The 22,753-nt window shown below is 43.2% G+C and carries 20 protein-coding genes and 1 tRNA gene; 2 read left to right on the forward strand and 19 right to left on the reverse strand.

Annotation, left to right across the window (positions count from 1 at the left end):
* Window positions 1-20: 20 nt before the first annotated feature.
* From AACQ38_RS12130 to prpB, 9 genes are all read right to left on the reverse strand, one after another.
* Complete coding sequence (locus tag AACQ38_RS12130) at window positions 21-476, reverse strand: GNAT family N-acetyltransferase (RefSeq protein ID WP_011147716.1); 456 nt, start codon at window positions 474-476, stop codon at window positions 21-23.
* Window positions 477-494: 18 nt separating this feature from the next.
* Window positions 495-1,352: a cupin-like domain-containing protein gene (locus AACQ38_RS12135; protein WP_011147717.1), complete on the reverse strand. Its 858-nt coding sequence runs from the start codon at window positions 1,350-1,352 to the stop codon at window positions 495-497.
* Window positions 1,353-1,368: 16 nt separating this feature from the next.
* Complete coding sequence (gene ectB / locus AACQ38_RS12140; protein WP_207631849.1) at window positions 1,369-2,679, reverse strand: diaminobutyrate--2-oxoglutarate transaminase; 1,311 nt, start codon at window positions 2,677-2,679, stop codon at window positions 1,369-1,371.
* Window positions 2,680-2,736: 57 nt separating this feature from the next.
* Window positions 2,737-2,889 carry a hypothetical protein gene (locus AACQ38_RS12145; RefSeq protein ID WP_165578231.1) on the reverse strand — a complete coding sequence of 51 codons (153 nt, stop codon included), beginning with the start codon at window positions 2,887-2,889 and terminating at the stop codon, window positions 2,737-2,739.
* A 156-nt stretch (window positions 2,890-3,045) separates the two neighbouring features.
* On the reverse strand, window positions 3,046-3,168 hold the full coding sequence (locus AACQ38_RS12150; protein WP_255562960.1) for a hypothetical protein: 123 nt from the start codon (window positions 3,166-3,168) through the stop codon (window positions 3,046-3,048).
* Between the two features lie 700 nt (window positions 3,169-3,868).
* Window positions 3,869-5,755, reverse strand: a complete 1,887-nt coding sequence (locus tag AACQ38_RS12155; RefSeq protein WP_165578232.1) for a propionate--CoA ligase — start codon at window positions 5,753-5,755, stop codon at window positions 3,869-3,871.
* Between the two features lie 72 nt (window positions 5,756-5,827).
* Complete coding sequence (locus AACQ38_RS12160) at window positions 5,828-7,279, reverse strand: bifunctional 2-methylcitrate dehydratase/aconitate hydratase (RefSeq protein ID WP_165578233.1); 1,452 nt, start codon at window positions 7,277-7,279, stop codon at window positions 5,828-5,830.
* 54 nt (window positions 7,280-7,333) lie between these two features.
* Window positions 7,334-8,500, reverse strand: a complete 1,167-nt coding sequence (gene prpC, locus AACQ38_RS12165) for a bifunctional 2-methylcitrate synthase/citrate synthase (protein ID WP_011147721.1) — start codon at window positions 8,498-8,500, stop codon at window positions 7,334-7,336.
* A 60-nt stretch (window positions 8,501-8,560) separates the two neighbouring features.
* Entirely contained in the window at window positions 8,561-9,451 is an 891-nt protein-coding gene (gene prpB, locus AACQ38_RS12170; protein ID WP_165578234.1) for a methylisocitrate lyase, read from the reverse strand.
* 333 nt (window positions 9,452-9,784) lie between these two features.
* Here prpB and prpR point away from each other — a divergent pair, with 333 nt between their 5' ends.
* Complete coding sequence (gene prpR, locus AACQ38_RS12175; RefSeq protein ID WP_011147723.1) at window positions 9,785-11,452, forward strand: propionate catabolism operon regulatory protein PrpR; 1,668 nt, start codon at window positions 9,785-9,787, stop codon at window positions 11,450-11,452.
* Between the two features lie 13 nt (window positions 11,453-11,465).
* Here the strand turns inward: prpR and AACQ38_RS12180 are convergent, their stop codons facing one another.
* The gene (locus AACQ38_RS12180; protein WP_165578235.1) at window positions 11,466-12,437 is read right to left on the reverse strand and encodes a GlxA family transcriptional regulator; all 972 of its coding nucleotides are present in this window, start codon (window positions 12,435-12,437) and stop codon (window positions 11,466-11,468) included.
* 301 nt (window positions 12,438-12,738) lie between these two features.
* Here AACQ38_RS12180 and AACQ38_RS12185 point away from each other — a divergent pair, with 301 nt between their 5' ends.
* A complete protein-coding gene (locus AACQ38_RS12185) occupies window positions 12,739-13,506 on the forward strand; it encodes a DJ-1/PfpI family protein (RefSeq protein ID WP_165578236.1) in 768 nt (255 codons plus the stop codon).
* A gap of 368 nt (window positions 13,507-13,874) precedes the next feature.
* On the opposite strand, the gene AACQ38_RS12190 is transcribed toward AACQ38_RS12185, so the two are convergent.
* The 9 genes from AACQ38_RS12190 to xerD all read right to left on the reverse strand — a co-directional run bounded on the left by AACQ38_RS12190 (window position 13,875) and on the right by xerD (window position 22,700).
* Complete coding sequence (locus tag AACQ38_RS12190; RefSeq protein ID WP_165578237.1) at window positions 13,875-14,132, reverse strand: hypothetical protein; 258 nt, start codon at window positions 14,130-14,132, stop codon at window positions 13,875-13,877.
* A gap of 102 nt (window positions 14,133-14,234) precedes the next feature.
* Window positions 14,235-15,242, reverse strand: a complete 1,008-nt coding sequence (locus tag AACQ38_RS12195) for an ISNCY-like element ISPlu15 family transposase (RefSeq protein WP_165578238.1) — start codon at window positions 15,240-15,242, stop codon at window positions 14,235-14,237.
* 203 nt (window positions 15,243-15,445) lie between these two features.
* Entirely contained in the window at window positions 15,446-16,069 is a 624-nt protein-coding gene (locus AACQ38_RS12200; protein ID WP_165578239.1) for a CatB-related O-acetyltransferase, read from the reverse strand.
* A gap of 251 nt (window positions 16,070-16,320) precedes the next feature.
* Window positions 16,321-16,394: transfer RNA gene (locus tag AACQ38_RS12205), tRNA-Gly, on the reverse strand.
* Window positions 16,395-16,544: 150 nt separating this feature from the next.
* Window positions 16,545-18,059, reverse strand: coding sequence for a lysine--tRNA ligase (lysS, locus tag AACQ38_RS12210; RefSeq protein WP_011147728.1), 1,515 nt, complete (start codon window positions 18,057-18,059; stop codon window positions 16,545-16,547).
* 9 nt (window positions 18,060-18,068) lie between these two features.
* A protein-coding gene (gene prfB / locus AACQ38_RS12215; protein ID WP_109791750.1) for a peptide chain release factor 2 occupies window positions 18,069-19,167 on the reverse strand; the annotation gives its coding sequence in 2 pieces (ribosomal slippage) (window positions 18,069-19,091 and window positions 19,093-19,167; 1,098 coding nt in all).
* Between the two features lie 157 nt (window positions 19,168-19,324).
* Window positions 19,325-21,058, reverse strand: a complete 1,734-nt coding sequence (recJ, locus tag AACQ38_RS12220) for a single-stranded-DNA-specific exonuclease RecJ (RefSeq protein WP_011147730.1) — start codon at window positions 21,056-21,058, stop codon at window positions 19,325-19,327.
* 5 nt (window positions 21,059-21,063) lie between these two features.
* Window positions 21,064-21,765, reverse strand: coding sequence for a bifunctional protein-disulfide isomerase/oxidoreductase DsbC (dsbC, locus tag AACQ38_RS12225; RefSeq protein WP_165578240.1), 702 nt, complete (start codon window positions 21,763-21,765; stop codon window positions 21,064-21,066).
* Window positions 21,766-21,788: 23 nt separating this feature from the next.
* Complete coding sequence (gene xerD / locus AACQ38_RS12230) at window positions 21,789-22,700, reverse strand: site-specific tyrosine recombinase XerD (protein WP_011147732.1); 912 nt, start codon at window positions 22,698-22,700, stop codon at window positions 21,789-21,791.
* Window positions 22,701-22,753: the final 53 nt, after the last annotated feature.

Here is a 22,753-nt window from a genome sequence, read left to right on the forward strand (position 1 = left end):
TATTTACAAGCTCATTAAAATCATCCCCTGACAATAATTTCAGCCAGCATTTCCTCATACTCTTCATAATAACCGACTTCTACAAAACCAAAACGTTGATAAAATGATTTATGGCGTTCACTAGTTTCGTCATAACAGACAGTAATCCTGTAACAATCAGGCTGCTGTTTCATTTCATCCAGTAATAACTGCATCGCCGAACTTCCAATACCTCTGTTTTGGTAAGATTTATCAATCATCATTCGATACAGATTATATTCGTTGGGTTTTCCTTCATTAACGCAACGCTCATACATTGCAAAACCAACTATTTCCTCGCCAAAACAGATCACTCTTGGCCTACAATATTCATTAAAATGTGATTCGACAATTGACTCTGAATTTGGCGCGACGAAACCTTCTTGTCCAGGTTCGACTTCAAGAGACATCACATCCTCATAGTTGTCTTTATCGACATCAATCAACGATACTTTCATAATTAACCTACTTACTTTTTAAGAAATATAATTAAGATACGGGCGGTACTTCTCGAAAAAACTTTCGCGCTTCATTAATCCCAAAAGCCCACATAAACTTAGCCAATTGTAATACAAATTTTCACGCGGCATTTTTTCTTTAATGCTCTTAAAACTTACAAGGGCTGAAGATCGAGTATGAAAATCGATATTAAAAGAAATGCTATCAGTCAACGTTCTTACATGATGAAGCATACCCGCCGGCATGATTAATATATCGCCTTGATGCACCTCAATCGTGGATTTGTTTATGTTAGCTATCTCACCAACATCCTGAATCTCTGGATTATACTCAAACCAGCGCCACCCTCGACGAGAACAGGCTGCTCTTTCTTCCCAAGGAATAAAAGAGAATCTTTTACTTCCTTTTATCTGAAAAAATAGATTGTTTGTTCTTAAAGTATCAAAATGCAGTGGCGTTATAGCGCCGGCTGGAGACATAAAAAACTGAACAAATTTCCACCATTCATTTCGATAAAGCTTTGGCAAAATAGTTAGCGGAAAATCACTAACGTCATTAAGTAACTGCTGAGCTTGTAAAAAGATAGGGATGTCATGACAATAGGGAATATTATTACCCATCTCTCCTTTTTTATATGCATGCAGAATTTCTAAATAACGATACATCTTGGCTTGCTCAAAACGCACCCCATTTGCATCAAAAAATTTGATCACAACATCAATTTGAGGAAACTTATCTTGAAAGTATTCAGAATTCCATTGCCTTATCGCTGGCCAGTCTTGCAATAAACCTCGGTAAACAATTGCGTATCCCCGAGCAAGTGTGTGATGAAATTCAAGCTGATTAAACTTAGTAAGTTCTACTACACGGCTCATAATTCTACACTCCTAGCTAATAATTGCTGCTAGCCGATACCCTTTGGAATTCACTTTCGCAGTTATTACTATTTCTCGATTTTAAACTGGCGAGAGCCTGTTCTATAATCTTCAATCCTTTTACAAGTGTGTCTTCATCAATAGTCAAGGCAGGCATCAATTTCAACACTTCATCATTGGGGCCACACAACTCCACAATCAAACCATTTTCAAAGCAATGCTTCACCAAATATTGTGTTAATGAGGAATCAACCATTTCTATACCTTGCATGAATCCAATCCCCTTAACTCGCAGTACAAATTCATGGTACTCTTTAGCCAAAGAGTCCAAGTACGCTCGAATTAATTCAGCCTTATGCTCAATTATCTTCTGAAAAGAGCTATCGCCCCAATATTCATTTAACATCGCTTTTGAAGCAACAAATGCTAAGTTATTACCTCGAAATGTGCCGTTGTCTTCCGCCGGTTTCCACACATCGATATCGGGAGAAATAAGCAATAAAGACATAGGTAGCCCAATACCGCCAATAGATTTAGAAAGACAAACTAAGTCAGGTTTAATACTTGCACGCTCAAAACTAAAGAATGTCCCGGTACGACCACAGCCAGATTGAATATCATCAACGATTAATAGAATGTTGAACTCTTCGGTGAGTTTTCTCAACGCCCTCAACCATTCAACAGAAGCAACATTTAATCCGCCTTCTCCTTGTACAGTCTCAAGAATTACCGCAGCGGGAAGATCAACCCCTGAACTGGAATCGGTAAGTAGCTTTCTAAAATACCCTATATAATCAAATTCTCCGTCGATATAGCCATCAAATGGTAAGCGCGTAATTTGAGAATATAATCCAGGTTGGCGGTGATGTTGACTACCGGTTAAACTCAGCGACACTCCGGTCATACCGTGAAAGGCGTTGGTAAAACAAACAATATTTTCTCTTTTTGTATACTTTCTTGCTAATTTTACCGCAGATTCAATGACACTCGTGCCCGTAGGACTGGTAAATTGTAAACGATATTCAAGCTGTCTCGGTTTCAAAATCTTATCAACAAATGTCGATATAAACTCCATCTTTGCTTCCGAGTACAAATCAAGCCCCATAATAATACCATCATCTTGAATATACTTGAAAATCTGTTGTTTTATGATTGTATTATTATGTCCATAGTTCAACGCACCAGCGCCACATAAAAAATCAATGTAACTTTTACCATCTATATCGATTAAGGTAGAACCTATACCATTTCTAAATATTACGGGAAATCTACGGCAATATGAGCGAGCTTTAGACTCATAATTATTAAATATTTCATCTATTTCCATAATAACTCCACAGTAATCCAGATAAAAGCCAGATTGATTTAAGTCGGAGCAACCTGTTTATATTGAGTTAATCATAATATACCCGTTATCTTTCAAGTTGCCTCTTTGTTGGCTGCACTCTCTCACCCCGGTCACATCGTTATCTATGCTCCCGGGGATTCGCTCCCTTGCCGTCGCGATGCATCTTGAAATCCATAAGGTATATACCATACAACCCTAAAGCCTCTCCCGATACATACAGGTTTGAAGCACACTTCATCACATCACTATTTTATTCACTCATCTATTTTTCTAAAAAAATCTATTTCCACTACCTATAATTGTTATCCGTAATAATTACCTACAATTGTTACTAGTAATTATTACCTATAATTCGAAATTGTTGCCGGTATTTTTTATTTCATAACAGGTCGCAAAGATTTGCATTAATATATATCCGTCATCTTTCAAGTTGCCTCTTTGTTGGCTGCACTCCCTCACCCCAGTCACATAGTTACCTATGCTCCCGGGGATTCGCTCCCTTGCCGTCGCGATGCATCTTGAAATCTATTGGTATAATGTTTTTCTAATCACAGAGTTCTGTATATTCCTAATATCTATTTTTTTCAATAGTAATATAGCTAAATCTACTACAGTTATACACTTGATTAAATTACAGGCAGTTAACGTCGTAATATTTAATTCTCTGCTTCAATATACTGCTGAAAAATAATAACTAGCCAACCCATGTGAAAGCAAAACATAGCTTATAACAATTTTTTATGTTTAGATAATAAAATGAACGTTAACATAAACTGAACATTAACACAGATAAAAGTCAAACACCAATCAAATAAATAGAAAAATTTAATATATTATAAAGAAACCTTACCTGCTTTCGATCTCAGGAACCTCTAAACAACAATCGCTTTTACCTGTCAACATCAATTGATAAAACTATTTCTGCTGGTACAGAACTTAAACCATATATAGAACAAGTTGGCTACCGTTATTTGCCCTCCAGAAATAAACAGAGAACTCATACAAGCATTGCTCTTATTTATCCTTGGGAGTTAATTAGCAGACGTTATATACCCTATGGGACGGGTATATACACGCCAACCACAACAGAGTCTATTATGCATTTAGCGACAGTAAGAGTTCGGATTTTCTTATCACCCCCTCATTAAACATAATAAATATTAATCAGTTAGCAAAAAACAGCTTCTCGAATGACGTCTAATGAGGCAGGATTTTCAATCAAGGAAAGATCGCCAGGTTCACGCCCTTCACATATTGCCTGCATGGTTCGACGTAGCATTTTTCCTGAACACGTCTTGGGAAGCTGAGAGACAAAATAAATCCGTGCCGGGCGGCCCACACTACCAATCTGTTTATTTACCAACCCCATCAAAACCTTTTCCAAAGCAGCAAAATGCTCGGCATTCTGGATCTCCTTCCCATCCTTGAGGACAGCAAAAGCAACCGCGACTTGCCCCTTGATGGCATCCTTAATACCAATCACAGCCACTTCGGCAACATCTTCATGGCTGGCAATACACTCTTCTATCTCCCGCGTTCCCAGACGATGCCCGGCCACATTAATCACATCATCCGAACGCCCCAAAATAAAATAATAGCCGTCACTATCACGGATACCCCAATCGAATGTGGAATAAACAGCATGCTCAAAGTGTCGCCAATAGGTATTGATAAAACGGGTATCATCACCATAGATAGTTTGAATACAACCCGGTGGCAAAGGTCCTTCAATCACGAGCATACCTTTTTCGTTATCACCACACGCCTCTCCAGTCAGTTCATTGATGAGCTTGACATGAAAGCCATACATCGGGAAGCCGGTACTGCCAAATCGACTCGGCCGGTCATCCAGCATACGGGCGATAGCCATAATTGGCCAACCGGTCTCAGTCTGCCAATAATTATCAATGACAGGGACGTTGATAGCCTCAGCAATCCAGCGGGCGGTATGTTCATCAAGCGGTTCTCCCGCCAAATACAATGTTTTAAGTGATGAAATATCGTATTTACCAATACATTCAATTGGATATTTTTTCAGTACACGAATAGCTGTAGGCGCTGAAAACATCCGCGTTACTTGATATTTCTCCACTATTTTCCACCAAATACCCGCATCTGGCCGTATCGGCAGCCCCTCATACATAATCGTCGCCATTCCTGCAATTAAAGGAGCATAGGCAATATAAGAATGCCCGACGATCCAGCCAATATCTGAGGTGCTAAAAAATACCTCACCCGCTTTACCACCAAAAATGATATCCATAGATGTTGCCAATGCGACAGCATAACCGCCAACATCACGCTGCACGCCCTTTGGCGTGCCCGTCGTACCGGAAGTATAGAGCACACAGGAGGTTTCATTTGATTCAAGCCAGGTTACGGGAATGTCAGCATCAAAGTACTTCTGCCGCAATGTCGCGAAATCGATATCTCTCCCCGGTACCCAAACCATTTCTGCCAATCCACGATTAACCATCAATACATGGCGGGGTTTGTGGTTCGCCAGTTCGATGGCTTCATCTAACAATGGCTTGTAAGGAATAATTTTTCCACCACGCGCTCCCCCATCAGCAGATACCACCAACACCGGTTCAGCATTATCCAACCGTGTGGCAAGGCTCTGAGAAGCAAAACCACCAAAGACAACAGAGTGAACGGCACCAATACGGGCACAAGCGAGCAAAACAAACAATGCTTCGGCAATCATCGGCATATAAACCAAAACTCTGTCGCCTTTTTTAACGCCCAGAGAGAGCATCATGGCAGCCGTTCGATTCACTTCCTGATGTAATTCTTTGAAAGTAAATACTTTCTCACTATTGGTTTCTGTTGAGATAGTGATGAGCGCCTTAGCATCAGGCTGGCTTTCCAGCCAGCGATCCAACGCGTTGTAGCATAGGTTGGTTTTTCCCCCGCAAAACCAACGAGCAAAAGGAGGATTGCTATAATCCAGCACTTGCTCAAAAGGATGTTGCCAGAAAATACGTTGCGCCTGCTCAGCCCAGAAAGCGTTGGGATCATCAATGGACTGCTGATAAAAAGCGTTGAATGACATAATCTCTCCTATGTTCTGCCGTAGATGATAGAGCGGCACTTTGGGAGAGCAGCCGCCGATAATATTGGAAATTCAGATAACGTATAAGTCGAGGTATTCGTTTACCGGCATGTTTTCTAACAACGAGCAGTCAAGGGAAACAGACAGGATTCTCCTCTGTTGCGTTTCAGGGAACTGACGTGCCAGGTTGGTTCTAAATTTTTTCAGCAATAATGGAATGCCTTCCTTACGGCGACGAGCATGGCCGATGGGGAATTCAACTTTGACTTCATTGAGCTGGCTGCCATCTGTAAACGTAACAGTTAATGCGTTAGCAATAGAACGTTTTTCCGGATCGTGATAATCACGGGTAAAATCCAGATCTTCAATACATACTATCTTTTCCCGCAGTGCATCAATGCGAGGATCTGCCGCAACGCTATCTTCATAATCCGCCGCAGTAAGACGACCAAAGATTAAAGGAATCGCCACCATGTACTGAATACAGTGGTCTCGGTCCGCAGGATTATTTAACGGGCTTTGTTTATCGATAATCCGTATACAAGCTTCATGGGTACGAATAGTGATTTTTGTAATGTCATTGATAGTCTTACCGGCGTCTTTCAATTGTTGATGCAGGCTCATTGCAGCTTCCACCGCAGTTTGCGCATGAAATTCTGCCGGGAAAGCGATCTTGAACAGCACGTTTTCCATCACATAAGCGCCATAGGCACGCTGGAATTTAAAAGGCTGACCATTGAACAGGACATCATAGAATCCCCACGTTTTTGCAGTTAATACCGAGGGATATCCCATTTCACCCTTTTGCGCCATCAAAGCCAAGCGAACCGCGCGGGATGTTGCATCACCGGCAGCCCAAGATTTACGTGAGCCAGTATTGGGAGCATGACGGTAAGTTCGCAATGATTGACCATCAACCCAAGCTAGCGATACCGCGCTCAAGATCTCTTCCCGATTCAATCCCAACATTTCAGCAACAACAGCGGTCGAAGCCACTTTTACCAGCACGACATGATCTAAACCGACTTTATTGAATGCATTCTCCAGTGCAAGACATCCCTGAATTTCATGCGCTTTAACCATCCCCGTCAAAACATCTTTGATCGTAAGCGGCTTTTTCCCACCAGCAACGGCATTTCTTGATAGCCAGTCAGCCACTGCTAAGATGCCACCGAGGTTATCGGATGGATGCCCCCATTCAGCGGCAAGCCATGTGTCATTAAAATCTAGCCAGCGGATCATCGTACCAATGTTAAATGCCGCCTGTACCGGATCGAGTTGAAACTGGGTTCCCGGCACCCGCACGCCATTAGGGACCACTGTCCCCGGCACAATCGGCCCTAGTAATTTCTTGCAGGCCGGGTATTCCAGTGCCTCTAACCCACAACCCAACGTATCCAGAAAACAGTAATAAGCCGTTTCATAGGCGACGGATGATGTGATGGCGTATTCCATAACATAATCCACAATATCCGCAATAACCTGATCATATTCAGGATGATTGCTTGCAACAGAGGTAGACATAATAATTCCTTGTTAAAAAACACTCATGCAGGAATCTCTGCATCAAAAATAGCGTTACCCACGTTTACCTATTGGCGTAAATACTCGATTTTCTGGCCCGGTATAGTCGGCTGAGGGGCGAATAATTTTGTTATCAATACGCTGTTCAATGATGTGAGCAGCCCACCCCGCTGTGCGGGCAATCACAAACAACGGTGTAAACATCGCCGTTGGCACGCCCATCATGTGATAGGAAACCGCTGAGAACCAATCAAGATTCGGGAACATTTTTTTGTTGGCCCACATCACCGCTTCTAGTCGATCCGCAATATTAAACATTTTGGTGGTTCCTGCCTCTTTAGAAAGTTGCAGGGCCACATCTTTAATCACTTTGTGACGGGGATCAGAAATAGTGTAAACCGGATGACCAAAGCCAATAATGACCTCTTTTCTCGCCAAACGCGCCAGAATATCACGCTCTGCTTCATCAGGATTTTCATAGCGCTGTTGAATTTCAAAAGAGACTTCGTTTGCTCCACCGTGTTTTGGCCCTCTCAGTGCACCAATCGCCCCGATGATGGCGGAGTAGATATCCGTACCCGTTCCTGCAATAACCCGACTGGTAAATGTCGAGGCATTAAATTCGTGTTCCGCATAAAGGATTAGGGAAGTATGCATGGCCTTTTCCCACGATTCACAGGTTTTTTTACCATGCAGGAGGTGCAGAAAATGCCCGCCTATCGACACATCATCAGTTTCCACCTCAATGCGGCGCCCATTGTGGCTATAGTGATACCAATAGAGCAATATGGAGCTGAGAGAGGCTAGTAATCTGTCAGCAATATCACGCGCTCCCGCGAGGTTGTGATCGTCTTTCTCAGGCAATGTACAACCCAGAACGGAGACTCCAGTACGCATAACATCCATAGGATGGGCGGCGGCGGGTAATGTTTCCAGTGCTGCCTTTACGCTACCCGGCAGACCTCGCAGTGCGGTTAATTTCGCTTTATAGGCAGCCAATTCAGCACGAGAAGGCAATTTTTCGTGGACCAATAGGTATGCAACTTCTTCGAATTCACACTGGGTTGCAAGATCAAGAATATCGTAACCACGGTAGTGGAGATCATTACCGGTTTTTCCAACGGTACAAAGTGCCGTGTTACCCGCACTGACGCCAGAAAGGGCTACAGATTTTTTAGGCTTGAAAGTGGTTAACTCAGTCATCGTGTTCTGTTCGCTCATGGGTATCACCTCTACGGTTTTTATGCCATATAAAACGACGAAATTAGGTGGGGATGTCCGTCATTGAGATTTTTTCTGGGAGAAAAGCAGATCCAGTTTTTGTTCAAAATCGTAGTAGTTGATGCTTTCGTATAACTCGTTGCGAGTCTGCATCATGCTGATCACACTCTTCTGTGTCCCTTCGCGGCGAAGTGTGATGTAAACCTGCTCGGCGGCCTTATTCATCGCACGGAAAGCAGAAAGTGGATAAAGCGCAATAGAGACATCCGCACTTTTCAACTCTTCAGTTGTGAAAAGTGGAGTCGCCCCAAATTCAGTTATATTGGCTAATACAGGAACCCCGGTTGTTGACGCAAATGCTTTATACATATGTAATTCGGTGATCGCCTCAGGAAACAGCATGTCTGCCCCAGCTTCGATATAGGCTTTTGCCCGATCAAGGGCCGCTGCAAATCCTTCAACAGCCAAAGCATCAGTACGAGCCATAATGATAAAATGCTTATCAGTACGGGCATCGACAGCAGCCTTGATGCGATCAACCATTTCCTCTTTGGATACAATCTCTTTATTCGGACGATGACCGCAGCGCTTCGCACCAACCTGATCTTCAATATGCAGCCCCGCCGCTCCCGCTTTAATCATGGAACGCACAGTGCGAGCCACATTAAAGGCAGAAGAACCAAAACCGATATCCGCATCCACCAACAATGGCAAATCGCATACGTCCGTAATACGATGAATATCTGTTAACACATCATCCAGCGTTGAAATTCCCAGATCAGGCATACCCAATGAACCCGCCGATACACCGCCACCAGAAAGATAGATAGCTTTATAGCCCGCCCGTTTTGCCAGCAACGCATGATTCGCATTAATGGTACCGACAACCTGTAACGGGGACTCAGCGTCTATAGCCTGACGAAATGCCAAACCGGCAGAGGAAAGAGTCATATAAGACCTCATTGTTATTATAATGAAACACACTTGTTACCTAGCAATATACATACCAATAAAGTAAAAAATAGCTGATGATTTTAAAAAACAAACACAATAAAAATATACATGATTGTTTTTAAATTAAAAAATAGCACTAAAAATATTTATTAGCTTGTAGGAAAGTACCATTGATAGAAAAACTCATCTGTTCCATAATGAATCAATTACGTTTCATGAAACATGAATGAAACAATTGCGAAACATTGAATTATTGTGGTGGGAAAAGCGAATAAAGTTCAGCTAAGAAAAACGAAAACAGCGTACAAAGCGTACAGATAGGGGAATAGCATGGCAGAAACACCATCAGCAGAACGTGATAACCGTGATAAACCGGTCATTTGGACAGTCTCTGTTTCCCGTCTTTTTGATCTCTTCCGTGATATCACACCAGAGTTCGATCATCAGGCCAATATCACACCTATCCAACTTGGGTTTGAAAATGCAGTTCAGCATATTCGTCAACGGTTAACAACTGAATGTTGTGATGCCGTGCTCTGTGCCGGTTCCAACGGAGCTTATCTTAAAAGTCGTTTGTCAGTGCCCGTTATTATTGCCAAAGCCAGTGGATTTGATTTTATGCAAGCATTGGCCCGTGCACGACAAATCAGCTCCCGTATTGGTGTTATCACCTATCAAAATACATTACCTGCGCTAGAAGAATTTCAACAACGGTTCAACCTGCGTATTGAACAACGCAGTTACGTAACGGAAGAAGATGCACGGGCCCAAGTCAATGCACTAAAAGCCATTGGCATTAAAGTGATTGTCGGTGCCGGGTTAATTACCGACCTCGCCTATGAGGCTGAATTGGTAGGTGTTTTTGTCTACTCTGCTGATTCTATTCGCCAGGCATTCCATGATGCACTGGATATCGCCAGAATGACCACGCTCAGCCAAGCTTCAATTTCTGCCTATCCAACCGAGAATAATTTACGTACCCGCCATACTCTCAATGATATCCGGGGAGATTCAGCGGTGATGGAACATGTGCGCAACACTATTATGCTATATGCCCGTTCGCCTGCCACAGTGCTGATACAGGGGGAAAGTGGCACAGGGAAGGAGCTAGTAGCACAAGCCATTCACCATGAATATGCCCTGCGGTATGGTCAGGTTGCGGGTAAACATCAACGTCCGTTTGTCGCCGTTAACTGCGGTGCCATTGCTGAATCCCTATTGGAAGCTGAATTGTTTGGTTATGAGGAAGGGGCTTTCACCGGTTCACGACGTGGAGGGCGTGCGGGTCTTTTTGAAGTTGCACATCGAGGCACGCTATTTTTGGATGAAATTGGTGAGATGCCACTGCCCCTTCAAACACGGCTATTGCGGGTATTGGAAGAAAAATCCGTTGTCAGAGTAGGAGGACACCGCCCTATTGCCGTTGATGTTCGGATAATTTGCGCCACACATTGCGATTTGGATACCTGGGTTCAAGACGGGCGTTTTCGAACAGACTTGTTCTATCGTCTGAGTGTATTGCGGATCAACATTCCAGCCCTCAGAGAAAGAGGTCACGATATTGGTATATTAGCGCTGGAATATCTGCGACGAGCATTTGCTGCATTAAATTTGCCGGTATCACAATCAAGAGTGCAAGAGCTTGCTACCTGTCAGGAGGCATTGCAAGCCTATCATTGGCCAGGCAATGTCCGGGAACTACGTAATCTTATGGAACGGCTCACGTTATACCTCAGTGCTCATCCAGAGCATATCTTAACACCAGAATTGATATTGGCGCTTTCACCGGAACGCCAATCTATACTCAAGCAGGCAGAACAAAGTATGAAGTCTTCCCCTTCTTCAATTCAACAATCTTCACTTGTTGTACCACTTTCAGTTCATGAAACCTTGAAACGGTTTTCTGGCAATCACCATGCAACCGCGGAATATCTGGGGATTAGCCGTACTACGTTATGGCGACGATTGAAGAAGGAGATAGCAAGAGAAAGAGAATAAAGAGAATAAATAGCTAAAATGTCGTCTTGAAGTGCTTACGGTAGTCCTGTGGAGTGCTACTGAACGCCCGGAAGAAACTACGGCGTAAAGTATCTTCACAGCCGAAACCGCAACGGGAGGCTATGCACTTGAGCGACAGAGTAGATTCAACCAAAAGATGACGCGCCGCTTCTAAGCGGAATCGCTCCACCGCTTTGGCTGGCGTAATCCCTGCATGTTGGCTGTAGTGACGTACGAAGCTACGCTCACTCATATTGGCACGAGTGGCCAAAGTTGCCACTGAAAGATCTCCCGCCAAATTGTTAGTCATCCAAGCGTGCAGATCTGCAAATTTACTCGTACTGCTTTGCAATGCCAGTGGAGCACTAAACTGTTCCTGTCCACCGGGACGTTTGAGAAACATAACGAGATCCCGCGCAACATCCAGCGCCAGTTTATGACCGAAATCTTCCTCCAGCAATGCTAGAGCCAAGTCGATTCCGGCGGTGACACCAGCAGAAGTCCACACCGGACCATCCTGAATAAAGATAGGATCACATTCTACCCGCAATTTACTGTAACGCCGGGCCAGTTCGGCACAGCTACTCCAGTGTGTAACGACTCTGCGGCCATCAAGCAACCCGCAAGCAGCCAGAATGAATGCCCCACTGCATACAGACACAATACGCCTAGCCAGCGACGCATGTCCCTTTAACCAATTACGCAATGGCGGATGGTTCGCCGCTGACTCAACGCCAATGCCCCCTGCAACAATCAGAGTATCGGCGGGAGAATCCAACTTAGGTAGAGGTTCTGCCTGCACAGTTATTCCAGCCTGCGTCATTACCTGTCCGGGCTCACAAGCCACAACTTTTATAGCGTAGGGCCGTCTGTGACCAAACTTCTCTGCTAGCTCATTAGCTGTGGTAAAGACCTGCAATGGCCCTGAAAGGTCCAGCAAATTGACATTGGGGAAGATCAGAAAATAGAGAGTTTTAATGTTCATAAGGCAATTATGGCACTTGGCGTAAATCGTCGCAATATTGGCATATACGCCAATTAGTTAACGGTTACAGTTATTCCATACCCTATGGATTTCAAGATGCATCGCGACGGCAAAGGAGTGAATCCCCGGGAGCATAGCAAACTATGTGATCGGGGTGAGCGAGTGCAGCCAACAAAGAGGCAACTTGAAAGATGACGGGTATATCAATTTACTACCGGGAATACAGATGTTCAGCGATCGCTAAAAATAGCGGCATATGAATTTCAATTCACTTTTCAATCTCAATAAGGAAAACTTCTCCATGAAAAACATATCTAAGGAACATCCTGCGGCATTATCTTCGTTAATGAATGCATCATCTGGAGAAAAACCCACTCTCGCTTTTGTCATTTTCCCAAGCATGACACCACTTGATATGATTGGTCCCGCGACAGTTCTTGGAGTGGGAGGATGGTTAAATATTGAATATGTCTGGCGCGATTTACTTCCGGTGCGCACTGAGCTGGCACATATATCATTTTCACCGAGCACTACATTTGAGCAATTAAATAAAGTGGATATTTTGTGTGTTCCCGGTACAGGAAATCCTTATGCTTTGCTTGCCGAATTAGACATGCTTGATTGGATACATAAAGTGGGAAGTAAAGCATCTTGGGTCACCAGCGTGTGTACAGGATCTATCCTGTTAGGGGCCGCAGGCTTGCTAAAAGGGTATCAAGCGGCGACTCATTGGTCGATGATAGACGATCTCAACAAATTCGATGCAATACCGGTTAATAAAAGAGTCGTTATCGATAGAAACCGGGTCACAGGAGGTGGAGTCACCGCAGGTATTGATTTCGGTTTAACATTGCTTGCTGAAATCAAAGGTGAAGAATATGCCCAAGCAGTCCAACTAGCGATGCAATATAGCCCAGAACCACCGTTCAATAGCGGCATGCCAGAATTCGCCGACAACGAAATAACTCATGCCATGCTTCAAGCTATATTTTCCAATGTGGAAAAACAGACGCCTGATTACAAAGAAATCTTAATTAAAAGCGCCAAAAGAATATCAGATATCTACTGAATCTATTTTCGTATGATGGCTTAATTCAACCTGTTTCAACATTCGATTATTTACCAATAACGAAAATATTTCCTATTATAAGAACGTCTAACTCAGAGGTACATAGATTCAGATTTATTTTTTAGATTAAAAGATATCGGCAACCAATCCGGTTGCCGCTTCCAAGAGAAAATTTATCGGATTACGATGTTTCGAATATTCTATTTGAGGAATATTATTTAATTATTAAAATACTATTTCAATTAAAAAGCTTAATACCCGACAGAAAAAGTATGATTTCAAATTTATCCAAATAATATACCGCTTATATGTAAAGTTTTGCCCACTTATTTACACGAACTGTCATGCCAATAAAGTGTCAGCATAAGTTAATCGGCTATTTGTTCAATCTTATTCCGGCTCATCACAATGATTTTAATTATCGTTTCATGGTCGATACCATTGTCTATCATTGCATACACGATTTTCACAAGCGCCAGTTTTCTACCTATCTGTAATCCTTTTCTGTATCCTTCTCGATATGCTTCTCGATATGCTTCTCGATATGCTTTTCGGCATGCTTTTCGGCATGCTTCTTGATATCCTTCTTGGAACGCTTTCTGCTCCAGTTTTTGCGCTATTGTCACCAATTACCTCCTCATATTTCTAGGGGGCGGTCCCGTTACTCGCTGGACAAGCCCCTCTTCTAACACGAATCTTTAAATACCGATTACGGCTCTCAGCACGAATCAGTGATGTATTTGTTCAAGTTCGTTCTGGCTCAACCCTGTACTTTTCATTATCGTTTCACGATCGATACCATTATCCATCAATGCACGCGCGATTTTCAGACTCGCCCGTTTTTCACCTTTCTCTTCACCTTTCTTTTCACCTTTCTTTTCACCTTTTTTTTCACCTTTCTGTAATCCTTCTTGAAGCCCTTCTTCGCGTGCTTCTTGACATTTTTGAAGCCCTTCCTTAAGCCCTTCTTGATGTCCTTTATGTTGCAACTTCTGCGCTATTGTCATCAGTACCTCCTCATACTTCGGGAACTGTTCTGCCAGTTGCCGGATAAAACCTTCTGGATCGGCGGTATCTCCCACCAGTAATATGTAGTTTAGCATGCTTCTTAGCTGCTCATCTGTATAGTAATCATACGCAAACAACATGGTCAGCTCTTGCTGTAACTCCGCCATATCACGTTGCCGGATATGTTTTTGTACTATTTCCAGTAGTGCAACTCGTTTGTGCGTCAGGATTTCATCATCCGGGATTACCGTCACATCTACCAACGGAAACGCGCTGGAATAGATCTCTTCTGCCAGAGCCGAAGCATCGAAGCAATCGAACCAGTTGGTACTCCACGGATATGGCCGTATTTTTCCGTGATAAAACAACACTGGAATGACCAGCGGCAATTTTTTATGTCCCTGCTCCAGATGCCATTGCATGGCTGAAATACTGTAACGCATCAGCCGGAATGCCATCATCTTATCCGGGGAACTCTGATGTTCAATCACGCAATACACATAGCCCTCACCCTGCGTAGTTTTTAGTGAATACAAGATGTCGGAATAATGTACCCGCAGATTGTCCTCAATAAATGACCCCGATTCCAGTCGCAGTGTATCAAGATCACAAACTGCCCGTAATGTGGCAGGTAAGTGTATCTCTAGAAAATCCCTGGCAGTATCAATATGACTTAAAAACTTTTTAAAAATAGCATCATGTGGCGTCGGTGTATTTTTTCTTTTCATAAGAGGATAGTAGCATATTTTCTTTTATATTGAAGGAATATTAAATAAATACCGTTTGCGGCTTCAATGCCGAAACGGTATTTAAGCTAACAATTAATGGACTTCGGTTAAATAATTCAGCAATAGAACATTTTTAAAAAATACACTTAATTAATCAAATCAAGCCTAATTAATTATTTTACGGAATTAATTAACTGTTTCTCTTAATATGATCTTACAGCAGATTTTAATGCCCTAATATCCGAAGCACAGAGATAGGGTTTTAAAGCATTAAATTTCTCTTCTGACCAATCATATATTTTTAACGCAAGTAGCTCATTGATAATGTGCGGCGCAAAGCGATATTTAACTAATTTAGCAGGCGTTCCAGCAACAATACTATATGGCTCAACATCTTTAGTGACAACGCTATTAGCAGCAACGATAGCGCCTTCACCAATAGTAACGCCAGGCATAATCATTGAACGCATGCCAAGCCATACGCCATCATGAATATGCGTGTCACCTTTGCCTACATATGCCTCTTCGATATATTCCATGAATGGATATAAACAGAACCAATCCGCTCTGTGCGTATTATTTCCACCCATAAGAATGACAGTTTCAGCACCTATGCAAACATAATCGCCAATATACAATTTATCAATTGGCCACTTAGACTCCCATTGAAGACTGATTTTATCACCGTATAAATAGCGAACGACAGATTCTTCAAAACCGCCACTCCAGCAATCGCTATAATAGCTATGGGTTCCTTTGATGACAATACTCTGATTAGTTACAGCTTCATGTAGGAATTGAATTTTTGACCAATGTTTTTCTTTCATGGTAAATAGTCTGTCTCTATTAATTATTCATTTACCATAGAATGCTTTCTATGGTGATGTATCCACATTCAAAAATACATCACGCCTAGCTGATTCGGGGTTGATTTAATAACGGGATTCTTTTCATATTAGACAATGAGTTAGTTATTAATTTATATCGATTATTATACGCAAATTCTTTTGATTTAATTTACATCATATCAAAAGGTATATTTTCAATGCGACAGCATTTTCTAGAAAGAATACAAAACTGGAGCGAGCGAAGGGAATCGAACCCTCGTATAGAGCTTGGGAAGCTCTCGTTCTGCCATTGAACTACGCTCGCTTAAGGATAACATAAATTATTATAGCGACTTCGTTAGCATCAGCAAGCCATTATCTGCTTAAGTTGTCTATATTTCAGGCAGTTGAAAATAAAAACTCCCCTGACAGCTATGCTATAGAGGAGTTGGAATTTGAAATTTAATTCAAACGGTTATTTCTGCGGGCGCATTGCCGGGAACAGAATAACATCACGGATGGTATGGCTATCTGTCAACAACATTATCATACGGTCAATACCAATGCCCAAACCGGCGGTTGGCGGCATACCGTGTTCCAAAGCCGTTACATAATCTTCATCGTAGAACATGGCTTCGTCATCACCTTCGTCTTTCTGACGAACCTGCTCAGCAAAACGTTCCGCCTGATCTTCGGCATCATTCAATTCCGAGAAGCCATTACCAATCTCACGTCCACCAATAAAGAATTCAAAACGGTCAGTGATAAACGGATTTGCATCATTACGACGCGCTAGCGGAGAAACTTCTGCCGGATATTCAGTGATAAATGTCGGTTGAATCAGGTGGCTTTCCGCCGTTTCTTCAAAAATTTCACACTGAACACGACCAAGGCCCCAACCTTTTTCCACTTCAATACCAAGAGATTCAGCGATAGCCACCACCTTATCCATATCATCCAAATCAGCTATGTTGGTTTCAGGACGATATTTGCAAATGGCCTCTTTCATGGTCATTTGGGCAAATGGTTTACCGAAATCGAATTCCTGCTCACCATATTTAACCAGAGTATTCCCCAAAATATTCTGCGTCAGTGTACGGAATAGCTCTTCTATCAGGACAATCAGATCTTTGTAATCCGCATAGGCCATGTAGAGTTCCATCATGGTGAACTCAGGGTTATGGCGCGGAGATACGCCTTCGTTACGGAAATTGCGGTTAATTTCAAAGACACGTTCAAAACCACCAACAACCAGACGTTTCAGGTAAAGTTCCGGCGCAATACGCAGATACATATCAATATCCAGCGCATTATGGTGAGTAATAAATGGACGAGCCGCCGCACCACCAGGGATTACCTGCATCATGGGTGTTTCCACTTCCATAAAGCCTTTACTGACCATAAAGCTACGCAGAGCCAATAAGACTTGAGAGCGAATTTGGAAAGTTTTGCGCGATTCTTCGTTGGCGATCAGATCCAGATAACGCTGACGATAGCGAGTTTCCTGATCAGCCAAGCCGTGGAATTTATCCGGCAATGGACGCAGCGCTTTTGTCAGCAGGCGCAGTTCAGTACAGTGAATGGAAAGTTCACCGGTTTTGGTTTTAAACAGTTTGCCACGAGCCCCCAGAATGTCTCCCAGATCCCATTTTTTAAACTGTTCGTTATAAATACCTTCCGGCAGATCGTCACGAGCAACATATAACTGAATACGACCGCCCATATCCTGTAGCGTTACGAAAGAAGCCTTACCCATAATGCGACGCGTCATCATACGACCGCCAACCGTCACGTCAATATTCAGTGCTTCCAGCTCTTCCTGAGTTTTGTCGTCGTATTTCGCGTGCAAATCTTCTGAAATATTTTCACGACGGAAATCATTCGGGAATGCAATTCCATTCTCCCGTAAAGCGGCAAGTTTTTCGCGGCGAGTTTGCAGCTCATTATTTAAATCGGGGGCCTGTTCCGCACCCTGTTGTTGTTGTGACATTTTAGTTCCTCATAAGCCAGCTTTCAGGCTTGCTTCAATGAATTTATCGAGATCACCATCCAGCACCGATTGTGTATTGCGAGTTTCAACGCCGGTGCGCAAGTCTTTGATGCGTGAGTCATCCAGAACATAAGAGCGAATTTGACTACCCCAACCAATATCGGATTTATTCTCTTCCATTTCCTGTTTATTGGCGTTCTTTTTCTGCATTTCCAGTTCATACAGCTTCGCTTTTAGCTGTTTCATCGCCTGGTCTTTGTTTTTATGCTGAGAACGATCATTCTGACACTGAGTCACAATGTTGGTTGGAATATGGGTAATACGCACCGCAGATTCTGTTTTGTTAACGTGCTGACCACCCGCACCAGACGCGCGATAAACATCAATACGTAAGTCTGCCGGATTAATTTCAATATCAATATCATCATCCACTTCGGGATAGATGAAAGCAGAACTGAATGAAGTATGGCGACGACCACCAGAATCAAATGGGCTTTTACGTACCAAGCGGTGAACACCGGTTTCAGTACGCAACCAACCATAAGCATAATCGCCCATGATCTTAATGGTCGCTGATTTCAAGCCAGCAACTTCACCATCTGATTCTTCAATGATTTCCGTTTTAAAGCCTTTGGATTCAGCCCAACGCAGATACATACGCATCAGCATACTTGCCCAATCTTGAGCCTCGGTGCCACCAGAGCCTGCCTGCAAATCAAGATAACAGTCAGCACTGTCGTACTCACCAGAAAACATACGGCGAAATTCTAACTGACCCAATTTTTCTTCAAGCTGCTCCAGCTCTACCACAGCTTCATTAAAAGTCTCTTCATCGTCAGCTTCTACTGCCAGTTCCAGTAAACCTTGTACATCTTCCAGTCCCTGCTCAAGCTGATCAATTGTTTCGACAATCTCTTCCAATGAGGAGCGTTCTTTACCCAAAGCCTGTGCCCGCTCCGGTTCATTCCAAACATCAGGCTGTTCTAATTCAGCATTAACTTCTTCTAAGCGCTCTTTTTTGACATCGTAGTCAAAGATACCCCCTCAGAACCGTTGTCCGCTCAGACAGGTCCTGAATGTGGTTTTTTACCGGATTAATTTCAAACATATTTTCGTGTCTTACGTTATGTAGTCGTAGATAAATGGATAATTTTCGAACCGCGTATTGTAACGGATTCGGCACAGGGTTTATAGCACTTCAACAGATTTGTCACGTATTCATACGAGAGTACGTGACAATGACTGACTACCTGCCGATCAAACGGTTAATAGGGCCAGAGATGTTGGATCAAAAGCTGTACATTACGGTTGCCACGAAATTCATTAACATCCAGTTTATAGGCAAGTTCTACTTCGCGGACACTGTTATCGGGCCAGCGGGTAGGATCGATATTGAACGCAATACCATCCAGCATCGGCCCACCGTTTAATGGCTCTACTATCACTTTTAAATGGCGCTCTCCAACAATGCGCTGTTGCAGTAGTTTGAATTTACCGTCAAAAATTGGTTCCGGGAATGCCTGACCCCAAGGACCGCCATCACGCAACATTTCTGCAATGTCCAATGACAGTTCATTAATTGCTAATTCACCATCACTCCAGATAACACCTTCAAGTTGCGAAATATCTAACCAATCCGCCATTAACGTAGAAAAGTGATACTGAAATTGTTCGAATTTATCCTGTTCAAGTGACAAACCGGCCGCCATTGCATGACCACCAAATTTAAGTATCAAACCCGGATGCAAAGTATCAAGCCGCTCAAGCGCATCCCGCATATGCAATCCCTGCACTGAACGACCAGAACCTTTCAAAATACCGTCACCGGCCGGTGCAAATGCGATAACAGGCCGATGAAAACGCTCTTTAATCCGGGAAGCCAAAATTCCGACTACCCCTTGATGCCATTCTGGATGATAGAGCGCTAGCCCATAAGGCAGTTCAGTGCTGGTACGTTCAAGTTTGTCACAGATTTGCAGTGCTTCCTGCTGCATTCCCTGCTCTATTTCACGCCGAGTCTGGTTAAGACTGTCCAATTCACAAGCTATCTGACGCGCCTTTGCTATGTCGTCAGTGAGCAATAACGTGACGCCAATGGACATATCATCAAGGCGACCAGCGGCATTCAGTCTTGGTCCCAGAAAAAACCCCAAATCGCTGGCTGTCAGCTTATAAGCATCACGGCTGGAAACTTCCAATAATGCACGTATCCCCGCACAACAGCGTCCTGCACGAATCCGGTTCAAGCCCTGATAAACCAGAATCCGGTTATTGGTATCTAAAGGTACAACATCGGCAACAGTTCCTAACGCAACCAAATCCAACATTTCGGCCAGATTCGGCAGCGCTATTCCTTGCTTTTCAAACCATTGATCTTTTCTCAGTGCCGCCCTTAAGGCAGACATCAGATAAAATGTGACACCCACCCCGGCCAATGATTTAGACGGGAACGAACAATCGGCAAGATTAGGATTAATAATGGCATCAGCCGCCGGCAAAACGTCACCCGGCAAGTGATGATCCGTGACAATCACTTTCATACGGTGCTGATGGGCAGCCGCAACCCCTTCATGGGAAGAGATACCATTATCCACGGTAATAATCAGGTCAGCGCCTTTTTTAACGACCTCTTCTACCACCTGTGAGCTTAAACCATAACCATTGTCAAAACGATTTGGTACCAGATAATCCAGATGGCGATATCCCATCGAGCGTAATGATCGGATCGCCAATGCCGTGCTGGTGGCCCCATCAGCATCAAAATCACCGACAATAACGATACGCCAGTGTTCATGAAGTGCAGTCAACAAGAGTGCCACCGCCTGTTCCACACCACTTAGATGCTGATAATTCAATAATCCTTGAACACCACGCTCCAATTCATTAGCTTGCTGGATACCACGAATGGCATATAAGCGACGCAGTAGTGGATGAATCTGTTGTGGAAGGTGACTGTCATTCACCGCCAAGCGGCGGCGAAGTTGTGTTTCAATATTCACTAAACTTATTTACCACGTTGCGCCAGTGCCGCTGCCAAAGCCTCTGGTGGCATATATCCACCTAACAGGCTGCCATCCTTAAGGACAATTGCCGGCGTTCCCTGCACACCAAACTGGAGACCTAATTTGTACTGGTTAGCAATATCCACCTTACAGCTCTTAATTGGCGAAACATCTTCATTTTTAAACGCAGCATCTAATGATTTCTGCGGTGTTGCACTACACCAGATAGATTGCATATCTTTAGCAGATTGGTGCTGCATACCCTGACGAGGGAATGCCAAATAGCGCACAGTAATACCCAGTTTATTGTACTCTTTCATGTTTTCATGCAATTTATGGCAGTAACCACAGGTAATATCCGTGAAAACGGTAACGACATGCTTCTCTTCTGGCGCTTTGTAGATGATCATTTGATCTCTCATTGCTTCCAGCTTTTTCATCAATAATTGATTACTGACATTCACAGGAGCGCTACCACTAACATCATAAATTGGCCCTTGTAATAAATATTTCCCGTCATCAGATAGATAAATGATACCTTGCTCAGTCACTACCGTATTTAAACCAACGATAGGTGATGGCTGGATGCTTTCTGCTTTTATCCCTAGTTTTTGCATTATTCTATGGACAGCACCATCATCAGCAAGCGCATTTCCACTAAACCAGGCCAGCAAAAGAGGGAAACATAACACGCTTTTTTTCATTTTCAGTTCCTTTAAATCCGTGCTCACCCTCGCGGATGATGTTGTTGATGTAGCAATTTGAGCCGTTCTGTTGCTACATGAGTATATATTTGTGTTGTAGATAGATCACTATGCCCCAATAACATCTGCACAACTCGCAAATCAGCGCCATGATTTAGCAAATGCGTGGCAAATGCATGACGTAAAACATGAGGAGATAACCGTCCAGTATCGATTCCAGCCAACAGCGCATAATGTTTAATACGATACCAAAATGTCTGTCGGGTCATTTGTCGCCCTCGGTTGCTAGGAAAAAGGACATCCAACGTTGCACCATTTAGCAGCCCAACTCTCCCATATTCCAGATAATTCTCTAGCCAATAAATTGCTTCTTCCCCTAAAGGCACTAGCCGTTCTTTATTCCCTTTACCAATCACTCTCACCACGCCTTGACGCAAACTGACATCGGAAAGTGTCAATCCCACTAACTCAGATACCCGCAAACCACAGGCATAAAGCACTTCAAGCATGGCTTTATCCCTTAACTCCACTGGCTGATCTGTACAGGGCGCATTGAGTAGATCTTCTACCTGCTTTTCACTTAAATCTTTGGGCAATCGCTTTGGTAATTTCGGTGCAGACAAAAGTGCTGTCGGATCATCTTCCCGCATTTTTTCCCGATAAAAATAGAGAAACAATTGGCGCATGGCACTGAGTAAACGCGCCGAACTACTGGCTTTATATCCTCCATCCACGCGTTCTGCCAGAAAAGAGTGCAAATCTATCGTCTGGACAGATAATAAATTATGACCATGATGTATCAACCAGTTATCCAATGCCTGCAAATCCAACCGATAAGAAGCAAGCGTATTTTCCGCAAGATCATGTTCTAACCAGATAGCATCAAGAAATTGTTCTATCAGTGGATTAGTCAACTGAGTTGGTTGTTTTGACATGAATTACTTTCCTTAAATCTGTACATCTCTGCCGGCTATTATGCCTGAAAAAG

Source organism: Photorhabdus sp. RW14-46, from assembly GCF_963887965.1.
GTDB lineage: Bacteria > Pseudomonadota > Gammaproteobacteria > Enterobacterales > Enterobacteriaceae > Photorhabdus > Photorhabdus laumondii.